The following is a 20,269-nucleotide window of genomic DNA, read 5'->3' on the forward strand; positions in this document are numbered from 1 at the left end:
AAGGGCGGGCCTTGGCGGGCCCGCCTTTTTCATGCGCGCGAGAGCTGGAACTGGCCGACATTGATACGGCCATTGCCAAAGCCCGCCTCACAATAGCTGAGATAGAAGCGCCAGAGCCGGCGGAAGCGTTCATCGAAGCCGAAGGTCTGGATCCTGTCCCACGCCTCCTCGAACCGCTCGGCCCAGAGTTTAAGCGTCTTCGCATAGTCCTGACCGAAATAGTGGACTGCATCGAACCGCAGGCCGGCTGCCGACAGCGACTCGCGCAGCGCCTTCTCGCTCGGCAGCATCCCGCCGGGGAAGATATAGCGCTGGATGAAATCGGTGCGTTTGCGATAACGCCGGAACAGATCATCATCGATAGTGATGATCTGCAGCGCCGCCTTCGCTGATCCATCGAGCGACTCATGGATTTTCTGGAAATAGCTCGGCCAGTAGGCTTCTCCGACGGCCTCGAACATCTCGATAGAGGCGACGCCGTCATATTTGCCCTGATGGTCGCGGTAATCCTCCAGCCGGATCTCCACGCGGTCGGAAAGTCCTTCGGCCTGCATCCGGGATGCCGCATAGTTGCGTTGCGCCTCTGAAATCGTCAGACAGGTGACCTTGGACCCGCGCACCTTGGCGGCATATTCGGCAAAACCGCCCCAGCCACAGCCAATCTCGAGCAATGAACTGTCCGGCCCCGCAGATAGCTGGTCGGCAATGCCCGCATATTTGGCCGTCTGCGCCTGCTCCAGCGACATGTTGGGCTTGTCGAACAGCGCCGACGAGTACGTCATCGTCTCGTCCAGCCAGGACTCATAGAAGTCATTGCCGAGATCGTAGTGCGCCATGATATTGCGGCGCGCCCCGGCCTTGCTGTTCCGGTTGAAGAAGTGGCGCACCTTGTTGATGCCCTTCACCAGCGATCCGCCAACGGCTAGCTTCCCGGCCGCCTCGAAATTCTCAGAGAAGAATTCCAGCACCGCCGTCAGATCCGGTGTCGACCATTCGCCATCCATATAGCTCTCGGCAAAACCGATATCGCCGCCAGCCAAAGCGCGCTTGGCAAAGCCGAATTCGTGCACGTCGACGACAGCGCGCGGGCCGGGATTGCCGTGATCGAAGAGGACGCTTCGTCCATCCGGCAGGTTGAAGCGGATCGACCCGTTCTCTGTGCGCAACAGGAACAGCCCGGCGAGGCGAAAACTTGCCGGCACGCCCGAAAGCTGCCTCAGCGATGTCATCGTCGCGCGCAGGTCTTTCGTCTGTTCGCTCATGTCCGTTTCTCCTCTGCGCTCCGCTGCGATGGCGCGGCGACCGAAATGGAAGGCTCAACCTTGTCAGGCCGATTGTAATAGGAAACGCCCTTCAGCCAAAGTTTCAACGCTTCCCAGTGAATTGCGACCGTTACGCCAAGCGTCGATGCGGGCATGCCCACCGCCGTGCGCAACAGACCAGGATTGCTGGCCGGGGAGGCGGTCGTCGACAGGCTTGCCATATGCTTTACCCGCCCGTCGCTCACCGTGCTTACGCCCAGTTTCAACCGCGCATCAGTCCGCTGCAGCGAGAATTCATAAGTGCCGGAGACGTCGAAAAACGGGGAAACGTGAAAGACCTTTTCGGCCGCATGGCGATGCCAGTCAGAGCCGGTGGCCGCGACATAGATATGGCGTTCGCCGAATGTGTTGCGCACCTCATAGATGACCCCTTGCGGTGTGCCTTCCACCGTTTCCGCCAGCCACACCGAGATCGGCGCAAACTTGTAGAACAGGTGGCGCGGAAAGGTGATGAGTTTGAGCCTCAGCGATGAGGCATCAATGCCAGCTTCGGCAAGCTGGCTCTCTGCCCAGCGCCGCATGTCCCCGCGTACGCCAGACCCGTGGTCGGTCTCCCTGAATGAAAACAGGCCCGGGCCGTTCACGCCGAACAGGCGGCACTGGCGCGCAGCCTCGTCCAGCCGATCGATATCCAGCTCGATCATGAAGACGCGATAGCTGAAGTCGGACACGAAAGGCGTAAACCGTCGATGCACGGTTTCACCCTTGTGAACCAGCAGGGCAGGGGGGCTGTCCGTCACTGGACCGCCTTGATAGCTTGAGCCCGGCTCTTGCGGCCCTCGCGCGCAGGGGGCGTTACCAGATCGACACCCTCCGGCGCCCATGGCACCGATCCGCCCAGCGACAGTGCGGCGCGCAGCCCGCTCTTCAGACCGTCCTCATGAAAGCCGCAGCCCAGCCATGCACCGGCGAGCCAGAGCCCCCGATCACCCTGAATCCGTTCAATCGACCGGCAGGCCGCCGCGGCGGCTGCATCGAATTGCGGATGATCGAATGTCAGAACATCGAAAATCATGTCTTCGCGAGGTGGTTCTGCCGGGTTCAGCGTAACGAAGAGCGGGCAGTCCTCTGGCAAGTTCTGCAATCGGTTCATCCAGTAGGTGAGGCAGATATTCTCTCCATCTGACTGGCTCTCGATGACATTCCAGCTCGCCCAGGCGCGCCGGCGCTCGGGCATATAGGCGGGATCGCGGTGCAGATAGATCCTGTTCGGCCGGTAGCCGACAGAGTTCAGCAGGAAGCGCTGCGTCTCGAAAACGGGTGAGAGGATTCCCCGCGCCGTGTCCGAATGGGTCGCCAGGATGACATCGTCGAAAAGATAATCGCGCCCGTCGACAGTCGTGACCCGGACATGGCCACCGAAGGGCGCGACAAGCTTTGTCCCGCAACCGAGACGTACCCTCTCGTCCAGAACCTTTGCGGCGGCATCGACATATCGCTTTGACCCGCCGCTAACCGTGCGCCACTTGGGACGTTCGGCATGCATCAGCCGGTGATTGTCGAAAAACCGGAAAAAACTGAGCGCGGGGTAATCCAGCATTTCTGCGGGCGGGGTCGACCAGATCGCGCCGCCCATGGGCAGGATATAATTGTTCCTGAAGTCCTCGCCGAATCCATGACGGTCCAGCCACACCCCCAACGTCTCAGAGCCGATCCTGCCGGCATGCAGCTCCTCGCGGGCAATGTCGTTGAACCGAAGGATCGTGCGCCAGAAACGGTGAAACCGGGGCCGGAAGAAATTCCGTTTTCGCGCGAATATGCCTTTGACGGTCGACGCCCATTCGAAGCCATCGGGGTTGGACACCGCGAAACTCATGTCGCTGCGTTCCGTCTCGACGCCCAGCGCCTCAAAGAAGCCCGTAAGATTGGGGTAGTTCTGGCCATTATAGACGATAAAGCCGACATCGACATTTATCTCGCGGCCATCATAGTCGATGGTTTTCGTATGGGCGTGCCCGCCCGCGCGGTCGCGCGCCTCGAACAGGGTCACGTCCGCGCTGTCCTTCAGCGCATAAGCTGCACCGAGACCACTGATTCCCGACCCTATAACGGCAATTTTCTTCATTCTCAGTCCTGCTTTTCCTTAAGCGTTTCCCAGGCATCCAGAGCGCGCTGGCGGCCGTCCTTGTGGTCAATGATCGGCTCTGGATAGGTCTCACCCAGCTTGACGCCGGCCTTCTTCAAAACATCCTTGCCCGCCTGCCAGGGCGCATGGAGATGTTTCTTCGGCAGATCTTTCAGTTCAGGGCACCATTTACGGACATAATCGCCCGACTCGTCGAATTTCTCTCCCTGCGTGATCGGATTGAAGACACGGAAATAGGGTGAAGCATCCGCCCCCGACCCGGCCGTCCATTGCCAGCCTGCCGCATTCGACCCCGGATCGGCATCGACCAGCGTGTCCCAGAACCAGTCCTCGCCGTCCTTCCAGTGGATCAGAAGATGCTTGGTCAGGAGGGAAGCGACAATCATGCGGACCCGATTGTGCATCCAGCCGGTGTGCCAGAGCTGGCGCATGCCCGCATCGACGATCGGGTAACCCGTCTGACCATCCTGCCAGCGCTTCAGATCGCTCTCACTGCTCCGCCAGGGCATCTTGTCGAACTTCTTGTCGTAATTCGCCTCCCCCATCTTCGGGTTGTGATAGAGCAGGACATAGGAGAACTCCCGCCAGACAACCTCTGAGAGGAAAGACCAGGCGCTGCCTTCTTCCTTCAGCCCGCGATTGATCCGTCCCATGACGGCGCGCCAGATCGTGGCCGGGCTGATTTCCCCATGACGCAAGTGCGGCGACAGGCCGGAGGTGCCGTCTTCCACATCGGGCCGGTTGCGCATCTCTTCATAGCTGCGCACAGGGCCGTCCAGAAAATCCGAAAGCCGCTCACGCGCGCCCGCCTCGCCAGGCGTCCAGAGGGAATCAAACCCCGTAGACCAGTCGGGGCTTACCGGGTGCAGTCCCCAATCCTCGATCTCATCGCTCTCGATACCGACACCAGCAAAGCGCTCCGGTGCCTGCATCGGGTCCGGCGCCTCATAGCTTTCCCGCACAGCGCGCCAATACGGCGTAAAAACCTTGTAGTAGCCGCCCGATGTCGTCTTGTAGGCCCAGGGCTCTGTCAGCAGCGTTGTGTTGAAGCTCTGCACCTCCACGCCATCACCCTTAAGGGCCTTCTTGGTATCTGCGTCCCGGTCGATCTCAGGCTGGGAATAACGCCGTCCCCAGAACACCGCGTCAGCCTCAACCTCTTTGACCAGGTCGGCAATGATCGCTTTAGCCTCCCCCTTGCGGCAGATGAGCTTGCCACCCCGCTGCGAGATATCAGACCGCAGCGATTTCAGCGACTTGTCCAGCCACCACTTCGACGCGCCGCCAGGCACGCGCCCGCCGGCGACCTCGTCTTCAAGGACATAAAGCGGATAGATCGTCGCTCCAGCCGCCTCAGCCGCAGACAATGCAGCCTGATCTTCCAGACGCAGGTCATTCCTGAACCAGACGATTGCGGTCTTGATCTTGTCTTGCGCCAGAATTCTACTCCACTCAGAGGCTCACCCCACGTTACGCACTAAACTGTGGTGTGGATCAGCCTTGTCCAGCGATTGGCAGTCTGGCCTCTGACGGAAATATCGATTACCCAAGCCAGCTCTGGCAAATCCGCCGCAGACCGCCCGGGAATATTGAGCTTGAGACAGCAAATTACTGAAATACTTGAAAAAGCTGCCGGCAAGCGTGTGCTTTGCGTCGGCGACCTCATGCTGGATCGCTATGTCTATGGCGATGTCGCGCGTGTCTCGCCCGAGGCGCCCGTGCCCGTCCTTCGCAAGACCCGCACGCTCGAAGTACCTGGCGGGGCAGGCAATGTCGCGCGCAACCTCAGCGCGCTCGGCATAGAGACGATCATGGTCGGCTGCGTCGGGGACGATGAAGCCGGTCAGCGTCTCGGCGAGTTGCTCGGAGCCGACCCGCTCATCACCTGCCAGCTCGCCCAGTCGAGCACGATGAAGACGGTCATCAAGTCCCGCTTCGTGGCCAGCACCCAGCAATTGCTTCGTGTCGACACAGAGGATGACAATCCCGATATGGGGCCTGCCGCCGCTGTCCTCGCCTCGGCCATTTCGAAGGCCGCGCAGGACGCCTGCGTCATCATCGTCTCGGACTATGCCAAGGGCACAGTCACACCGGCGGTCTTCAGCGCCTGCCGCGAGGCGGCAAAGGCAAACGGCATCCCGCTTCTGGTGGACCCCAAATCGAAGGATTTCTCCATCTATAAGGGCGCCGGCCTCATCAAGCCGAATGCCAGTGAGCTCTCGGCCGCAACCAGCCTGCCGACCCGCACAGACAGCGATGTCGAACGTGCGCTGGAAACTCTTTCTCGTGGCCTGCCTGGCACGCAGATCGTCGTCACGCGGGCAGGGCAGGGCATGTCCTGGCGCTCGCAGGGCGAAACCGCCCATATGAAGGGCGAGGCAAGACAGGTCTTCGATGTCTCCGGGGCAGGCGATACCAGCATGGCCGCCCTCGCCGCCGCGATTGCGGCAGGCGCAGAGCTGCGCGATGCCGTCGCGCTTGCCATCGCCGCCTCCGGTATCGTCGTTGGCAAGGTCGGCACCGCGACGGTCAGCGCAGAGGAAATCCGCCATTCCCTCTCCTCAGCGCGCGGGGCAGAGGGCACTGCGATCCATGACCGGGTCCATATCGCAGAGCTGGTGACCCGCTGGAAGTCAGCGGGCCTGCGGGTCGGCTTCACCAATGGCTGTTTCGACATCCTTCATCCCGGCCACCTCAAAGTGCTCCAGCAGGCCCGCGCCCATTGCGACAGGCTAGTCGTCGCCATCAATACCGATGCGTCTGTAAAGCGCCTCAAGGGCGAGCACCGCCCGGTCAACAGCGAGACAGACCGCGCGCTCCTCCTGTCAGGGCTCTCTGCTGTCGACGCTGTCACCAGCTTTGATGAGGACACGCCTGCCGCGCTGATCGAGGCGCTACGGCCAGATGTACTCGTCAAGGGCGGCGACTATAAGGAGGACGAGATCGTCGGAGCGGAGACGGTCAGGGCGGGCGGCGGCGACGTCGTGATCGTGCCGCTGCTCGAAGGACGCTCGACCACCGGCATCATCGAGCGCTCGCAGCTCTAATCGTCCCGTTCGCCCGATATGTCGCGCTCTGAATTGGGCCGGCGGATCGGCGCGACATCAACCACTTCCTCTGCCGCCCAGGTGTCAAACGGCTCAGCCGGCTTGGTGGCATTGGCCTCCAGCCAGTCCGACAGCTCGCTCGCCCGTCGCTCGATCAGATCGGTGCTCTCTCCCTCATCGGAATGGACAAGCCGTGGCCTTGGCAGATTGGGCAGGAATATCCGGCGCATCCGGCGCGAGGCTGTAACGCCACTGGCGGCGACGCAGGTCTCGAACGCGCCGCTGCATGTGCCGGTCCTATCGCCCCAGTCCGCCGGGTCCATGTCTGCGGAGACGACAAGCCCGCCAAACCGTGTGCGGAACGCCTCATCCTCGGGCAGGCTTGAAAGCGCCGCTTCCAGAAGAGGCTCGCTACCGGGCGAGGCAAAAAGGATGAGTCCGCGCTGGCGGTTGTCAGACGCCAGATAGCGCGCCACCGCCCGGCTTATATCTTCGCTCGCAAGCCCGGCCGCACTCTCGCGAAACCGGCGCCCGGACGCAGGCGAGGGCGCCCGGAAAGATGGCGTGTAGACGACAAGGTCTTCGGGACGGAGCCCGGATTCCTCGATGAAACGCTGATACTCAGCCTGCATGATATCCGAAGACGCCGTCAGCAGCCCGGCAGGAGCGGGCGCGGTCGGCATCGGCGCAAGGACGAGCAGGTCGACGCCCCAGGGGCTCGCCCAGCCACCTTCAGGCAGCTCTCCCGGGCGCGCGAGCCAAGCCTCTTCCAGCGAATAGTCGGGCGCCTCGGCCTCGCGCTCACCCGTTCCGAGTGAGGCGGCATACAGACGATCCTTGAACGCAAACCAGCCGATAATAACGACGGCGATCAGGCCGAGCGCAATCAGGATACGGCGCATGCTTAGTCCTCAAGAGCAGTTGCAAGTCCCGAATATTTCGGTTGGTCGACCTTTAGCTGTGCAATTGCGGTCTTTTTGAGGTGATCCATCAGCGCGTCAGACTGAATTGTCAGCTCGCCAGCCCGTATCCTGTCGCGAAGCACCTCGTTCAACGCCTCACGAGACTTTCCCTCACTATCTGGCAGCAGCGCGATCAGCCGCTCATATTCAGCCGCGTCATTCGCCTCGCGGCTGTCGAGATCGCGCAGGATCGTCGCCAGTACGTTGGAGGCAACCCGCGCATGAAACGCGGCCCGCCCCTCAAGCTCGGGCATGGCCGAATGATCGACGAAATTCTTTACCGCCTGAACAAGTTCACTGACGCTAGGCTGATTATGCATGACGCTGGCCCTCCAGCAGGTTTATGAGGTCCATCTCGGTCTCGGACACCCGGCGCCCGATGGCCGCGCGCTCCACGCTCGCATCTGCGCCAGAGCGGAAGGTCTCATACATGCCCATGCACATGATGCCCCATTTCATACTGCCCAGCATGTCCCACCAGTCGATATCGCGCGCGGTAAACTCCGGGCCGCCTGCCTCGGCATAGGCCTCCAGCAGCGGCTCGACATCGCCAAAGCCACCAAGCCGGTTCTGCGACTGCCCGAAGCGCCAAGAATTGGTGCACATCCAGCCAATGTCCTCGCGCGGGTCGCCATAATGGGCAAGTTCCCAGTCCAGCACGGCGGCGAGGCCGGTCTCGTCCACCATGATATTCCCAAGCCGGAAGTCGCCATGCACAAGCCTCGGCGCGAGCGGTTTCGGTGCGTTCTCCTTCAGCCAGACCATGGCAAGATCGAAGATTGGCCGGCAGACGCCGATCTCCTGATAGGTCTCTTCATACTGCTCGACCTGCGCAAGGCCCGTACTCTCCCTGATACGAGGGACGTCGCTGCCATCTATGCCATGTATGCCAGCGAGGGCGCGGCCGCATTGGGCGGGCAGCTTCTCCCGCGCCGTTGCATATTCCTCATCGCGCAGGATGCGCCGGGCAATCGTCTCGCCCTCGACGCGCGACATGATGAAGCCTTCGCCGACCCCTTCGTCAGGCGCCAGCACATGCACCACGTCCGGCACGGCGACACCGGCGTCTTTCGCCTTGCGAATCAGCTTCGCCTCATTGGGGAGGCCGATGGCACGCGAATCCACGGCCGAGCCCATGCCCTCCGGCGCACGGCGCAGAATCAGCGTATCGGGCGCGGACTGGCTCTTCACGGTCAGCAGCCAGGTCTCCTGGCTCGCGCCGCCTGACAGCCTGTTGGCAGAGGTGAGCTCTGTCTGCTCACCATACACGCGTCGAAGGACCGCCTGCAGCCTGCTATCGAATTCTTGTTTGTCACTCATCTTGGCCACAATTACCCGAAAACATATGTTCTCCAAGCCATACTCAACGTAAACCCATGCCACTTTTAGGAGCTCCTTGATGGCGAAGAAGTCCGGTGACCCTGACAGCGGATTGATGGCCCCAGAGCCAAAGAAACCGAGCCTCGGCGCGTGGCTGCGCGGCCGTTTCCTTGCCGGCATGGTGATTGCGGCCCCCATCGCCATCACCTTCTTTGTGCTGCAGTTTCTGATCAATTTCATCGACAACCGGGTGAAACCGCTCCTGCCGCCGGTGATCCAGCCGGAAACCTATACGAATATCGCCATTCCGGGCTTCGGCGTCATCGTCATGGTGGTGGCCCTGACGGTTCTGGGCGCAGTGACCACAAACCTGCTCGGCCGGTCCGTGGTGCGCGGCACCGACAGGCTGCTTTCCAGCGTGCCCATTGTGCGCAACGTCTATGCGGCCTTCAAACAGCTGGTGGAGGTTCTGACAAACAACCAGCAGGCCTCCTATGACCGCGTGGTCATGGTTGAGTATCCCAAGGCCGGGTCATGGTGCATCGGCTTTGTCTCTTCCAATGCCAAGGGAGAGATTGCGCACCGCCTCGGGCGTGAGTTCATCGGCGTCTTCGTTCCGACCACACCCAATCCGACCTCCGGCTTTCTCATCTACATGAAGGAAAGCGAGTGCATCGAGATGGACATGTCGATTGAAGAGGGCGCCAAGATGATCCTCTCGGCCGGCCTGGTCGTGCCGGAATACGGCACCGCCGAGCCAAGCGAGCAGCGCTCACTCCCTCTGGCGGACAAGCGGACTGAGAAGCTCTCTGAGGAGGCTTAGCGCCCGCCCGCGCTCGCTGGTCAGGCCCGGATCGGTCTCGATGGCATAGCGTGCATCCTTGCGCGCGATTTCTATGAGGTCGGCGTCCGACTGGAGGTCGACAATCCGGTAATCGACCGCGCCGGACTGGCGCACGCCAAGGACGTCCCCCGGCCCGCGCAGCTTGAAGTCGGCTTCGGCAATGGCGAACCCGTCCTCTGTCTCGCGCAGCGTCTCCAGACGTTTATGCGCCAGCTCGCCTAGCGGCGGGCGATAGAGCAGGATGCAATAGGACTTGCGGTCGCCGCGCCCGACTCGCCCGCGCAACTGGTGCAGCTGCGCAAGGCCAAAGCCTTCGGCGCGCTCGATCACCATCACGGTCGCATCCGGCACGTCCACGCCCACCTCGATCACGGTCGTGGCCACAAGAACCTGCGTCTCCCCCCGCCGGAACGCCTCCAGCGCCTCATCCTTCTGGTCGCCGCGAAGGCGCCCATGCACAAGCCCCACTTTCTGGCCCAGCCAGTCCTCCAGCGCGGCGGCGCGCGCCACGGCCGAGCTGTCATCCTCATCGGCGTCAACCCGCGGACAGACCCAGAAGACCCGCTCACCACGCCCGATGGCCCGGCCGATCGCCTCGACCACATCTTCGATCCGTGTATCGGGAATGGCGCGTGTCTCGATTGGCTGGCGCCCGGCCGGCTTCTCATCAAGGATGGAGATATCGAGATCGCCATGAACCGCCTGCGCCAGCGTGCGCGGAATGGGTGTCGCGCTCATCACGAGCATGTGCGGCGCCGACGCTTTCTCAACGAGCCGCATCCGGTCAGCCACCCCGAAGCGGTGCTGCTCATCGACCACGATAAGACCCAGCTTCCTGAACGCCACGCTTTCCTGAAAAAGGGCCTGCGTGCCCACCACGACCTGAATGCTGCCGTCGGCAAGCCCCATCAGTGTCGATTCGCGTTTAGGTCCTTTTTCCCGCCCCGTGAGGATCGCAACCTCGTGGCCGAGCGGGGCGAGCAGGCCCGCTACCGTCTCATATTGCTGGCGAGCCAGCACTTCTGTCGGCGCCATGAAGGCCGCCTGATAGCCCGAAGCAACGGCCTTCAGTGCGGCAAGCACAGCGACCAGCGTCTTGCCCGCGCCAACATCGCCCTGAAGCATGCGGCGCATGGGATGCGGACGGGCTACATCCTCTGCGATCTCCCGCACGGCGCGGCGCTGCGCTGAGGTCAGCTTGTAGGGCAGGCGGCCTGACAGCTCATTGAGCGCATCATTCGGTCCCTCAAGCGGCGGCGCGGACTTTCGCGCCCGGCTTTCACGGGCAAAGGCAAACACCGTCTCGCGCGCCAGCGCCTCATCATAGGCAAGCCGCCTGCGCGCACGCTCAAACGCCTCCGGATCATAGGCGTCAGGTACATGAAGAGCTTGCAGCGCCGCCTTGAAGCCCGGCCAGTCCTGCGCGGCAACAAGATCGGCGCCCAGCCATTCAGGCAGATCGTCAGGCACAAGATCCAGCGCGGCCATCATTGCTGAATGCACCCGTTTGTTCGTCAGCCCCGCGGTCAGACCATAGATCGGCTCAACTGCTGGCGGTGTCTCGCCGCGTGCCGGATCAAGCACATAGTCCGGGTGCGACATCTGCCGCTCGCCATTAAACTCGCTGACGGGACCAGAGACGATGCGCTCCTTGCCGATGGGAAACTGGCCCTGAAGCCAGCGTGGATCGGCCCGGAAATAGGTCAGCGTGAGGAAGCCATTGCCATCGAACAGCTGCACGCGGTGCGGCGCACGGTCAGAGAAAGGCGCCTTGTATGACATCACCTCGCCGCGAACGGTCGCCACCTCACCGGCCACAAGGTCCTGAAAACTGTCTCGCACCCTGCGGTCCAGCCACTTTTCCGGCAGATGGAGCAGCAGATCCCAGACCGTATCGCCATCGGCCAGCCGTTCGAAGACCGGCTTCAGCTTCGGGCCGATACCGGGCAGTTTGTCGACCGGCTGGAAAAGAGGAAAGAGTCGTTCGTCACGCATGGGAAGCGCGACAATATCGAAAGCGTCGCAGGCTTCAATTGAAGAGGCGGCTGGGCAAGCGGCAAACTGGCACCTATGTGACGGTTTCCAGCTCAATTGAGGTATCCGACGTGCAAGAACGCAAACGCAAACTCCAATTCCGCGCCTCGCGCCGCGGCTTCCGTGAAATGGACCTGATCATGGGCCAGTTCGCGCAGCAGAAGATTGAAGCGATGAGCGAGGAGGAACTCGACGAATTCGAACGCCTGCTCGCCACGCCAGACTGGGAAGTCTATGCCTGGATCATCGGAAACAAGCCGGTGCCGCCAAATTATGCAGGCCCCGTTCTGGACCAGCTCCTCGGCTTTAGATACGACGCGCACGCCCAGTAAACACGGCGGCCGCGCTGAAGGCGCACGCCTGTCTCTTCCGCCAGGTGATTTGACCTATGTCCAGCCCGTCGCGCCTCTCCAGCCTGTCTGCGCCGACCAATGTGTCGGGCGCGCCCTTTGGTCTGGACCTGAAAGCCTTTCAGGACGCATTGCTGGAAGCGGGCGGTATCGCACTCTATGTGGCGCGCGACGACAAGACAGCCGCGACCGCGCTCAAGCTGGCCGAGTTCTTTCATCCCACAATGGACCGCGTCCTGCTGCCGGGCTGGGATATTCTCCCCTATGATCGTGTAAGCCCCAGCGCCGCCGTCGCCTCCCAGCGCTGCGCTGCGCTCGCCCGGATCGCCCAGCAGCGCGAAGACAGCAAGCCGCTTCTCGTCATAACCACCGGCTCGTCTCTGGTTCAGCGTGTTCCGCCGCGTGAGACCATGCGTGCGGCCAGCTTCTCCATGAGCGTCGGCGAAGACCTCGCTGAGGACGCGCTCACCGACTACCTCTCGGTCAATGGCTATATCCGCTCGTCTACCGTCAGCGAGCGCGGCGAATATGCGATTCGCGGCGGTATCATCGACATCTTCCCCCCGACCAGCGATGAGCCGATCCGCCTCGACCTTTTCGGCGACACGCTGGACCAGCTCAAAGCCTTCAATCCCGAGACACAGATTTCCACGCGTGAGCTGACCTCCATCACACTCGCGCCGGTCTCAGAGATTCTCTTTTCGACAGAGACGCTCAGCCTCTTCCGGGAGAAATATCTGGATGCCTTCGGGGCGCCCGGCGGCGACACGATGTATGAGGCCGCCCGCGCCCAGATCAGGCGGCAGGGCCTCGAGAACTGGCTCCCGCTCTTCCACGACCATCTCGACAGCCTGTTCGACTATATCGGGCCCGGCGCCCTGATCGGCTTCAGCTATCTGGCAGGTGAAGCGGCAAGCGAACGCCGCGCGCAGGCCGAGGACTATCACACCGCCCGCCTCGAAGCGGCGACCGATGACCGGCCTTCGCGCGTCCTGCCACCGGACGCGCTCTATCTCGGCAATAGCGAGCTGGACGAGGAATTGTCCGCGCGCGGTATCGCGAGATTCAACGCCTCGGCCTCCGACAGTGGCATAGATCTTGGCGGCGTCCCTGGCCGCGACTTTGCCCCCGAACGCGCCCAGCCGGACATCAATGTCTTTCAGGCCGCGGCCACGCACGCCCAGGACCTGCGCCAGAAGGGCCTGACCGTCATTCTCGGCGCATGGACATCAGGCTCAGCCGACCGCCTCGTCAACGTCATGGAAGACCACGGCCTTGGCGCGCTGCCGCGTGTCTATTCGCTCGAAGCGGCCCAGACGGCCGGCCTCAGCATCTGCGAACTGCCGCTGGAGCAGGGGATCGAGACGGCGAATCTCGCCATCATTTCAGAGCCCGACGTGCTTGGCGACCGGCTCGCCGCGCCGCGCAAGAAGCGCAAGGCGGCCAACTTCATATCCGAAGCCGCTTCCCTTAACACTGGCGACCTTGTCGTCCATGTCGATCATGGTGTGGGGCGATATGAAGGCCTGAAGACGCTGGAGCTGACCGGCGCACCGCATGACTGTCTGGAGCTTGCCTATGCCGGCGGCGACAAGATCTATCTGCCGGTCGAGAACGTCGATCTCATCAGCCGTTACGGCAGCGACGACGCCGAAAGCGCGGTCGACAAGCTTGGCGGTGTCGGCTGGCAGACCCGCAAGGCCAAGGCCAAGAAGCGCATCCTCGAAATGGCCGCCGAGCTGCTCGATATCGCGGCCGCGCGTGAGCTCAAGAAGGCAGAACCGACAACGACAGGGCAGGGGCTCTATGAAGAGTTCGCCGCCCGTTTCCCCTATGAGGAAACCGACGACCAGCTAAACGCGATTGAGGACACGCTGGAAGACCTCGCCAGCGGCAAGCCGATGGACCGGCTGGTCTGCGGCGATGTCGGCTTCGGCAAGACAGAGGTCGCCCTGCGCGCCGCCTTCGTTGCGGCCATGAGCGGCATGCAGGTCGCCGTCATCGCGCCGACGACGCTGCTCGCCCGCCAGCACTTCAATTCCTTCGCTGAACGCTTCGCGAACTGGCCCGTCAAAGTGCGCCACCTCTCGCGCATGGTCAGCCAGAAAGAGGCAAATGAGGCGCGCGAAGGCCTCACCAATGGCGATGTCGACATCATTGTCGGCACCCACGCGCTCCTGTCCCAGTCGATTGAGTTCAAACGCCTCGGCCTTCTCATCGTCGATGAGGAGCAACGCTTCGGTGTGAAGCACAAAGAGCGGCTGAAAGAGCTGAAAGCCGACGTCCACGTCCTCACGCTGTCTGCCACGCCGATTCCGCGCACCCTCCAGATGGCGCTCACCGGCATTCGCGACCTCTCCATCATCGCGACCCCGCCGGTCGACCGTCTCTCGGTGCGCACCTATGTCGCCGAATTCGACACGGTCACCATCCGCGAGGCGCTGCTGCGTGAGAAGTATCGCGGCGGCCAGGCTTTCTTTGTCGCCCCGCGCATTTACGACCTCGATTTCCTCGAAACCTTCATGCGCGACAATGTCCCCGAAGTGAGCTTCATCGTCGCCCACGGCCAGATGCCGCCGACCGAGCTCGAGGACATCATGACTGCCTTCTATGAGGGCGAATACGATGTGCTCCTGTCCACCACCATCGTGGAAAGCGGCCTCGACATTCCCCGCGCCAACACGCTCGTCATCTATCGCTCCGATATGTTCGGCCTGGCCCAGCTCTATCAGCTGCGCGGACGCGTCGGCCGCTCCAAACTGCGCGCCTATGCCTATCTCACCACGCCGCGCGAGCATGTCATGACACCGGGCGCAGAGCGCCGTCTGCGCATCCTGCAATCGCTCGACAGCCTCGGCGCGGGCTTCCAGCTTGCCAGCCACGACCTCGACATGCGGGGTTCCGGCAACCTCCTCGGTGACCAGCAGTCCGGCCACGTCAAAGAGGTCGGCGTGGAGCTTTACCAGTCCATGCTGGAAGACGCCGTGGCCGCCCTCAAATCCGGCAGTGATATTGAAGAGGAAGTGGCAGACGACTGGTCGCCGCAGATCAATCTCGGTGTCGCCGTCCTTATCCCGGAAGACTATGTCGAGGATCTTGGCGTGCGCCTTGCCCTCTACCGCCGCCTTGCCGAGATCGACACCGATGAGGGCCGCGAGCGCTTTGCCGCAGAGCTCATCGACCGGTTCGGCCCGCTGCCGGACGAGACAAAACAGCTGCTCGATGTCACCGCTATCAAGGCCGCCTGCAAACAGCTCGGCATCGCCAAGCTCGATTCGGGCCCCAAAGGCATCGTCATGGCCTTCCGGGAAGATACGCCCGTCGAGCCCGGCCAGCTCATGACCATCGTCCAGGCCCGGCCCAATTCGATGAAGCTTCGCCCCGATTCCAAACTCGTCATCACCCGCGCGCCGGACGACAAGCAGAAGCGTATCCAGCTCATCCGCGGCCTCCTGCGCGAGCTGAGCGGCCTCGTTCCCGCTTAAGGCCTGCGCCGCCGGCCAAATGCGACGCGACGGCAAGGCTTGGCAGCCCGACCGGCTCTTATATGGTCGCGCCAGTCACCAAATCAGGAGGAGCGAGGCCATGGCCAGCGGACCACTTACAGGCGTCAGGATTGTTGAATTTCAGGGCATTGGACCAGGGCCGTTCTGCGGCATGCTCCTGTCCGACCTCGGCGCGGACGTCGTGCGTATCGACCGGGCCGGCAAGGGCGGGCGCGCCGCCACACCGGCAAATGTTGAATCGCGCGGGCGCCGCTCCATCGCGCTCGACCTCAAGAACCCAGACGATGTCGAAACGGCGCTCAAGCTCATCGAAAAGGCTGATGGCCTGATTGAAGGCTTCCGCCCCGGCGTCATGGAACGCCTTGGCCTCGGCCCGGATGTCGTGCTAGCCCGCAACCCGAAGCTCGCCTATGGCCGCATGACCGGCTGGGGCCAGTTCGGCCCGCTGGCACAGGCGGCCGGCCATGACCTCAACTATATCGCACTGACCGGCGCGCTCGGCGCCATGGGCCGCAAGGGCGAGCGCCCCTATCCGCCGCTCAACCTGATCGGCGACTATGGCGGCGGTGCGCTCTACCTCGCTTTCGGTCTGCTTGCCGCCATCATTAATGCGCGTGGCGGCGGCGAAGGCCAGGTGATCGATGTCGCAATGACAGACGGGGCAGCCTCACTCACCTCGATGTTCTTCGGCATGCGCGCCATGGGTGTGTGGACCGATGAGCGCGAAGACAACATGCTCGATGGCGGCGCACACTTCTACGACACCTATGAGACCAAGGATGGCGGCTACGTCGCCATCGGGTCGATCGAGCCGCAATTCTACGCGCTTCTGCTGGAGAAGGCGGGGCTCACCGATCCGGACTTCCAGAAACAGATGGACCGCAGCAAATGGCCAGAACTCAAAGCCAAGATCATCGACGTATTCAAGACGAAGACACGCGATGAATGGTGCGAGATCATGGAAGGCACCGATGTCTGCTTCGCGCCGGTCCTCTCCATGGCCGAAGCGCCAGAGCATCCGCACAACAAGGAACGCCAGACCTTCGTGAATTATGAAGGCGTTACCCAGCCGGCCCCGGCGCCGCGCTTTTCGAAGACGCCCGGTAAGATCCAGCGCCCGCCCGCCAGCCCCGGTGCGCATACCGATGAGGTCCTCAAGGAGTGGGAAATCGGCTGACCCTGTAGCGAATGCGCCTGAATGCAAGACAACAGATTGTCTCGCATCTTGTTCAGGTGGCTTTTGGTAAACAAATATTGTCGGTTGCGGAAATTAGCGCTCACGCGCTTTTTACTTGCGTAACCGGCGTCCTTCTTGCTTGAACTGGGCCGCCTTTGGGGCGGCCCTTTTTTTTCATCATGAAGTCTTCGCCAAAGCGCATCGATATCTCAGCGTTTCATATTTTTTATGAAGTCGGTTGTTGCTGTAACGCATAAAGCTAGAGGATAATCGGGGTTCAAATTACTAATTCTGGTTGTTCGAGGGGTCCTATGAGCACAGTTCTTACTGCATCGCCGCGCAAGGTGAGCGACGCTGATCGTGGTATCGGTCAGTTGGTCCGTCAGGCGCGTCGGCGCATCGGCATGACGCTTGACGATCTCGCCAAGCAGCTTGGCCTGTCCTACCAGCAAGTGCACAAATACGAGAACGGGACGAACAGGATCAGCGCCGGCACGCTGGCAGCCATTGCCAATATCCTCGCCGTGCCGATTGAACACCTGTTTCCAGAAGAAGTCCTTCTCGGCAGCGGCGATAGCGGCGACAGCGAGATTGACCGTATGCGCGCTGAAGTCAGCCGCATCACCCGGACGATTGACGATCCGAAGAAACTCGAAGCAATCGTAACGATCCTGAAGACCGTCTAGGCGGTCTTCTTCCGGCCCGCGCCCGCCTCGATCGGTGTCCATTTGTTCGGGTGGACGAACGTATCCTGAAACCAGGGTGAGCGCTCGGTCGAGAACTGTTTGCGGATCCAGTCGATCAGCGTGCGGCCCATGGAAAGGCGCTGCACGCGGTGCGTATAGGTCAGCCAGAACTCGATCGGCGCCACTTCCGGCAGGTCGAGGGGGACGAGTCTGCTATCGATGTCGCAGACATAGGACGGCATGACCGCTATGCCGCCCCCATTCGCGCACACTTCCTTCAGCACAGTGCCTGAATTGGTCTGCAGCTTGAACCTCAGCGCCTTTTTCAGATCGATGGCCCGTGTCGACCAGCTGTCGATCTGGTTGGAATAGGAATCGTGCATCAGCACATTATGCCCCTGCAGATCGTACAGGCTCGCCGGGGCAGGGCGCCCGTCCAGATACCGCTCCGTGGCAAAGAACATGTAGTGAAGAACGCCCAGACGCATCGAGAGAATGTCGCGATGGCGCGGCTCGCTGAAGGTGATGCTTAGATCGGCTTCACCGTCCAGGAGATTGGCTTCCTGATCATGGATCTGGAAATCCAGATCGATCTTCGCGTGATGGTTTTGAAACTCCGGAATGAACTGCGTCAGCCAGTGAGAGGCCACGCCGTCCTGGGATGACAGGCGCAGGATGCCGCCCCCGCCAATGTCGACCCCGCTCAGCGTATGCATGATGTCATGGGCCTGTTCGGTCATCATGTGCGTACGCTTGAGCACTTGCCGGCCTGCCTCGGTCAGCTCGACCCCCTTGGTCGTGCGCGTCAGCAGATCGCAGCGCAACAGCTTCTCCAGCTCGTCAATCTTGCGGCTCACCGTTGGCGTGGACTCACCGAGCCGTTTGGCGGCGGCTGTGAAGCTCTTCAGTTCGGCGACAACGCCAAAAACGCGAAGCTGCTCCCAGTTCAGGTGACGATCAGGCTTCTTCATCGGTCAACTTCCTCTGGACGCTGAGGGATTTGAGACCCGGCCTGACCGGAAAACGGCGAAATGTAAATCGCACAACTTGACAACCCTTGCGCGAAAATACAGAAATCTCGCGTAAAGGGAGTTTTAACCATGACAGTTCACCGTTCAGTTGTAGCACAAACTGCCAGTCCGTACTGTATCACGTCGCCCGCAAAGGTGGCGGGCATCATGGCGAAGTATGGTTTGCACCGTACGCCCGCCGCGAACGTTGCTGAGACCCTCCGGCTCGGCGAAACGCTCATCAATGCCGCCCTGGCCGAGCCCGAAATCGTGACGACGGTCGATTCCATCACGGGAATGACGATCTGGAACACGCAAGAAGATGAAATTACCGGACTTTTTCTGCTCGTGCCTGTGACAGAGGCGGGCAGGGCGGCCGTCGAGGACGGAACGTTCACACCGGGGGATCCGGCCATCCGTCATATCGCGCCGGCGAACACACCTATTTTCGGCGTCTATTGCGGAATTTATGCCGGCGCCACACGTACTGCACGAAAATCGGTACTCATGGCCGCCGGAGATCTGCGTCTCAACGCGTTCGCTCCCGTGCCGACCTATGCGCGCGGCGCAACCGAGGACGGCGCGCGCTCCATGCTGACCCTTGGCTATCGCCCGCTGCAGGGAGGACTGCCCGACCTGTTTGTTTCCGACCCGATGGGTGAATGATCATGGCGCCGTCTCTTGCTTACCCGTCCATTGGTCTTGAAGCCCTTCGCCGCGCCCCGTCGGAGGACCAGTTCGGGTCCGTCCAGGTTCGCCCGGTCCAGTCACTGGATGACTTGCAACGTGTCTTTGCCATCCGCGCGGCCGTCTTCATGGCAGAACAGAGCTGCCCCTATGATGAGGAATATGACGGCAATGACCTTGCCGCCATGCATCTCATCGCGACAATCGGCAAAGAACCGTTGGGCACGCTGCGTCTTCGCTGGTTTGCCAGTTTCGGCAAGATCGAACGGGTCTGCATCCTGCCCTCCATGCGCGGCCGCCACATTGAGCGTATCCTGCTCGCCCATGCGATAGAGATCGCGGCCCGCAAGGGCTACACACTCATGATCGGCCAGATACAGGCGCGCCTCTGGCCGCTCTGGTCGCGCGTCCTTCACTGTACGCTTCAGGAGGGCCGCACCCGTTTCAGCTTCTCCGACTACGACTATCTCGAAATCGACATTCCAGTGCCCACCCACCCGGATGCCCTCAGCCCGCAAAGCGATCCGTTCATCCTGATCCGCCCGGAAGGCGACTGGGACAGGGAAGGCATTCTCGAAAAATCCGCGGAACGCTCCACGGTCGAGGAACGTGACGAGGCCGCCTGACCCTCGATGGCTGGCTCACCACCCCAAAACACCACCCATGCACCGCCGGAACACCGTGCCTGCACTGGCTTTGCACCAATAGTTTCCGCCCCCGCTCGCGCCCGGCCTAGTCTTGGCCCATGATCGCCCGCGACTGGATCCTCGATGTGCTCGCAAAGCTGGAGCTTCGCTACTGGCCGGTCTTCCTGTGGCAGCTCTGGTGGCTGGACCGCTATATGAAGGCCCGGCGCGCAGAGCATAGCTCCGGCCTCATCGGCTACAGCGTCTGCGCAAGAGGCCGCATCTACATCACCCTCCAGGCCTTCGGCGACAAACCAGACCCCAATGACTGGACAAGATTTGCGCCGCGCGCGCCCTGGGAAAAACTCGCGCCGGGATGCGAGGTGGAAGGTCTGCAGCTCTCCGGTCTTGAGCCCATAAGAGCTCGGCTGGCAACTGTGAGCCTCGGTCGCGACCCCTGCAGCATTGGTCGTGTTTGGGAGCTCGCCCTTCATCCACCCTGAAGCTCTGAACCGTACAGCTCAAAGCGCTCATCCTGAGCGAAGTCGAAGGACGAGCGCGGGCACACAGGAGGCCCCTTCTCCGAAGATACCTGCGAAAGCAGGTCCGTAA

The 20,269-nt window shown here is 61.9% G+C and carries 18 protein-coding genes; 9 read left to right on the forward strand and 9 right to left on the reverse strand.

Translation table 11 applies throughout. The features are described from left to right. Positions 1 to 29 precede the first annotated feature (29 nt). The 4 genes from ABNU55_RS07800 to ABNU55_RS07815 are packed head-to-tail and all read right to left on the reverse strand — an operon-like array spanning position 30 to position 4,850. Positions 30 to 1,262 (reverse strand): cyclopropane-fatty-acyl-phospholipid synthase family protein, encoded by a 1,233-nt coding sequence (locus ABNU55_RS07800; RefSeq protein ID WP_348764291.1) that lies wholly within the window; start codon positions 1,260 to 1,262, stop codon positions 30 to 32. Next, the gene (locus tag ABNU55_RS07805; RefSeq protein ID WP_348764292.1) at positions 1,259 to 2,062 is read right to left on the reverse strand and encodes a DUF1365 domain-containing protein; all 804 of its coding nucleotides are present in this window, start codon (positions 2,060 to 2,062) and stop codon (positions 1,259 to 1,261) included. The genes ABNU55_RS07800 and ABNU55_RS07805 overlap by 4 nt, the downstream gene beginning before the upstream one ends. After that, the gene (locus ABNU55_RS07810; RefSeq protein WP_348764293.1) at positions 2,059 to 3,387 is read right to left on the reverse strand and encodes an FAD-dependent oxidoreductase; all 1,329 of its coding nucleotides are present in this window, start codon (positions 3,385 to 3,387) and stop codon (positions 2,059 to 2,061) included. The genes ABNU55_RS07805 and ABNU55_RS07810 overlap by 4 nt, the downstream gene beginning before the upstream one ends. 2 nt (positions 3,388 to 3,389) lie before the next feature. Continuing rightward, a complete protein-coding gene (locus ABNU55_RS07815; protein WP_348764300.1) occupies positions 3,390 to 4,850 on the reverse strand; it encodes a deoxyribodipyrimidine photo-lyase in 1,461 nt (486 codons plus the stop codon). A gap of 153 nt (positions 4,851 to 5,003) precedes the next feature. On the opposite strand from ABNU55_RS07815, the gene rfaE2 reads away from it, so the two are divergent. After that, complete coding sequence (rfaE2, locus tag ABNU55_RS07820; RefSeq protein WP_290760350.1) at positions 5,004 to 6,455, forward strand: D-glycero-beta-D-manno-heptose 1-phosphate adenylyltransferase; 1,452 nt, start codon at positions 5,004 to 5,006, stop codon at positions 6,453 to 6,455. Here rfaE2 and ABNU55_RS07825 read toward each other — a convergent pair. The 3 genes from ABNU55_RS07825 to ABNU55_RS07835 are packed head-to-tail and all read right to left on the reverse strand — an operon-like array spanning position 6,452 to position 8,737. Further along, on the reverse strand, positions 6,452 to 7,357 hold the full coding sequence (locus ABNU55_RS07825; protein WP_290760352.1) for a hypothetical protein: 906 nt from the start codon (positions 7,355 to 7,357) through the stop codon (positions 6,452 to 6,454). The genes rfaE2 and ABNU55_RS07825 overlap by 4 nt on opposite strands. A gap of 2 nt (positions 7,358 to 7,359) precedes the next feature. After that, on the reverse strand, positions 7,360 to 7,737 hold the full coding sequence (locus tag ABNU55_RS07830) for a DUF6285 domain-containing protein (protein ID WP_290760354.1): 378 nt from the start codon (positions 7,735 to 7,737) through the stop codon (positions 7,360 to 7,362). Then, entirely contained in the window at positions 7,730 to 8,737 is a 1,008-nt protein-coding gene (locus tag ABNU55_RS07835) for a phosphotransferase family protein (protein ID WP_290760356.1), read from the reverse strand. Before ABNU55_RS07835 ends, ABNU55_RS07830 begins: the two co-directional genes overlap by 8 nt. 79 nt (positions 8,738 to 8,816) lie before the next feature. Between ABNU55_RS07835 and ABNU55_RS07840 the strand changes: the two genes are divergently transcribed. Beyond that, positions 8,817 to 9,560 (forward strand): DUF502 domain-containing protein, encoded by a 744-nt coding sequence (locus ABNU55_RS07840; protein ID WP_290760358.1) that lies wholly within the window; start codon positions 8,817 to 8,819, stop codon positions 9,558 to 9,560. Here ABNU55_RS07840 and recG read toward each other — a convergent pair. Beyond that, entirely contained in the window at positions 9,510 to 11,576 is a 2,067-nt protein-coding gene (gene recG / locus ABNU55_RS07845; RefSeq protein WP_290760360.1) for an ATP-dependent DNA helicase RecG, read from the reverse strand. The two genes, ABNU55_RS07840 and recG, sit on opposite strands and share 51 nt — an antisense overlap. 110 nt (positions 11,577 to 11,686) lie before the next feature. Between recG and ABNU55_RS07850 the strand changes: the two genes are divergently transcribed. From ABNU55_RS07850 to ABNU55_RS07865, 4 genes are all read left to right on the forward strand, one after another. Further along, on the forward strand, positions 11,687 to 11,947 hold the full coding sequence (locus ABNU55_RS07850) for a succinate dehydrogenase assembly factor 2 (protein ID WP_290760362.1): 261 nt from the start codon (positions 11,687 to 11,689) through the stop codon (positions 11,945 to 11,947). A 56-nt stretch (positions 11,948 to 12,003) separates the two neighbouring features. Further along, positions 12,004 to 15,450, forward strand: a complete 3,447-nt coding sequence (gene mfd, locus ABNU55_RS07855; protein WP_348764294.1) for a transcription-repair coupling factor — start codon at positions 12,004 to 12,006, stop codon at positions 15,448 to 15,450. Between the two features lie 100 nt (positions 15,451 to 15,550). After that, the gene (locus ABNU55_RS07860) at positions 15,551 to 16,648 is read left to right on the forward strand and encodes a CaiB/BaiF CoA-transferase family protein (protein ID WP_290755066.1); all 1,098 of its coding nucleotides are present in this window, start codon (positions 15,551 to 15,553) and stop codon (positions 16,646 to 16,648) included. A gap of 311 nt (positions 16,649 to 16,959) precedes the next feature. After that, positions 16,960 to 17,334, forward strand: coding sequence for a helix-turn-helix transcriptional regulator (locus tag ABNU55_RS07865; protein WP_290755065.1), 375 nt, complete (start codon positions 16,960 to 16,962; stop codon positions 17,332 to 17,334). On the opposite strand, the gene ABNU55_RS07870 is transcribed toward ABNU55_RS07865, so the two are convergent. Next, positions 17,331 to 18,305, reverse strand: coding sequence for a LysR family transcriptional regulator (locus tag ABNU55_RS07870; protein ID WP_290755064.1), 975 nt, complete (start codon positions 18,303 to 18,305; stop codon positions 17,331 to 17,333). The genes ABNU55_RS07865 and ABNU55_RS07870 overlap by 4 nt on opposite strands. 129 nt (positions 18,306 to 18,434) lie before the next feature. Between ABNU55_RS07870 and ABNU55_RS07875 the strand changes: the two genes are divergently transcribed. The 3 genes from ABNU55_RS07875 (at position 18,435) to ABNU55_RS07885 (ending at position 20,160) form a co-directional block, all read left to right on the forward strand. After that, entirely contained in the window at positions 18,435 to 19,010 is a 576-nt protein-coding gene (locus ABNU55_RS07875; RefSeq protein WP_348764295.1) for a hypothetical protein, read from the forward strand. A gap of 2 nt (positions 19,011 to 19,012) precedes the next feature. Further along, the gene (locus ABNU55_RS07880) at positions 19,013 to 19,657 is read left to right on the forward strand and encodes a GNAT family N-acetyltransferase (RefSeq protein ID WP_290755061.1); all 645 of its coding nucleotides are present in this window, start codon (positions 19,013 to 19,015) and stop codon (positions 19,655 to 19,657) included. Between the two features lie 119 nt (positions 19,658 to 19,776). After that, complete coding sequence (locus ABNU55_RS07885; RefSeq protein WP_290755059.1) at positions 19,777 to 20,160, forward strand: hypothetical protein; 384 nt, start codon at positions 19,777 to 19,779, stop codon at positions 20,158 to 20,160. Positions 20,161 to 20,269 lie beyond the last annotated feature (109 nt).

The sequence above is a fragment of the uncultured Henriciella sp. genome, from assembly GCF_964005855.1.
Lineage (GTDB): Bacteria > Pseudomonadota > Alphaproteobacteria > Caulobacterales > Hyphomonadaceae > Henriciella.

Bases quoted from the DNA above. Each gene is read 5' to 3' on its own strand.
- ABNU55_RS07840 (WP_290760358.1), top strand. From the start codon at position 8,817: ATGGCGAAGAAGTCCGGTGACCCTGACAGCGGATTGATGGCCCCAGAG.
- ABNU55_RS07810 (WP_348764293.1), bottom strand. From the start codon at position 3,387: ATGAAGAAAATTGCCGTTATAGGGTCGGGAATCAGTGGTCTCGGTGCA.
- ABNU55_RS07860 (WP_290755066.1), top strand. From the start codon at position 15,551: ATGGCCAGCGGACCACTTACAGGCGTCAGGATTGTTGAATTTCAGGGC.
- ABNU55_RS07865 (WP_290755065.1), top strand. From the start codon at position 16,960: ATGAGCACAGTTCTTACTGCATCGCCGCGCAAGGTGAGCGACGCTGAT.
- ABNU55_RS07885 (WP_290755059.1), top strand. From the start codon at position 19,777: ATGATCGCCCGCGACTGGATCCTCGATGTGCTCGCAAAGCTGGAGCTT.
- ABNU55_RS07825 (WP_290760352.1), bottom strand. From the start codon at position 7,357: ATGCGCCGTATCCTGATTGCGCTCGGCCTGATCGCCGTCGTTATTATC.
- mfd (WP_348764294.1), top strand. From the start codon at position 12,004: ATGTCCAGCCCGTCGCGCCTCTCCAGCCTGTCTGCGCCGACCAATGTG.
- ABNU55_RS07875 (WP_348764295.1), top strand. From the start codon at position 18,435: ATGACAGTTCACCGTTCAGTTGTAGCACAAACTGCCAGTCCGTACTGT.
- ABNU55_RS07830 (WP_290760354.1), bottom strand. From the start codon at position 7,737: ATGCATAATCAGCCTAGCGTCAGTGAACTTGTTCAGGCGGTAAAGAAT.
- ABNU55_RS07880 (WP_290755061.1), top strand. From the start codon at position 19,013: ATGGCGCCGTCTCTTGCTTACCCGTCCATTGGTCTTGAAGCCCTTCGC.
- ABNU55_RS07800 (WP_348764291.1), bottom strand. From the start codon at position 1,262: ATGAGCGAACAGACGAAAGACCTGCGCGCGACGATGACATCGCTGAGG.
- ABNU55_RS07870 (WP_290755064.1), bottom strand. From the start codon at position 18,305: ATGAAGAAGCCTGATCGTCACCTGAACTGGGAGCAGCTTCGCGTTTTT.
- recG (WP_290760360.1), bottom strand. From the start codon at position 11,576: ATGCGTGACGAACGACTCTTTCCTCTTTTCCAGCCGGTCGACAAACTG.
- ABNU55_RS07835 (WP_290760356.1), bottom strand. From the start codon at position 8,737: ATGAGTGACAAACAAGAATTCGATAGCAGGCTGCAGGCGGTCCTTCGA.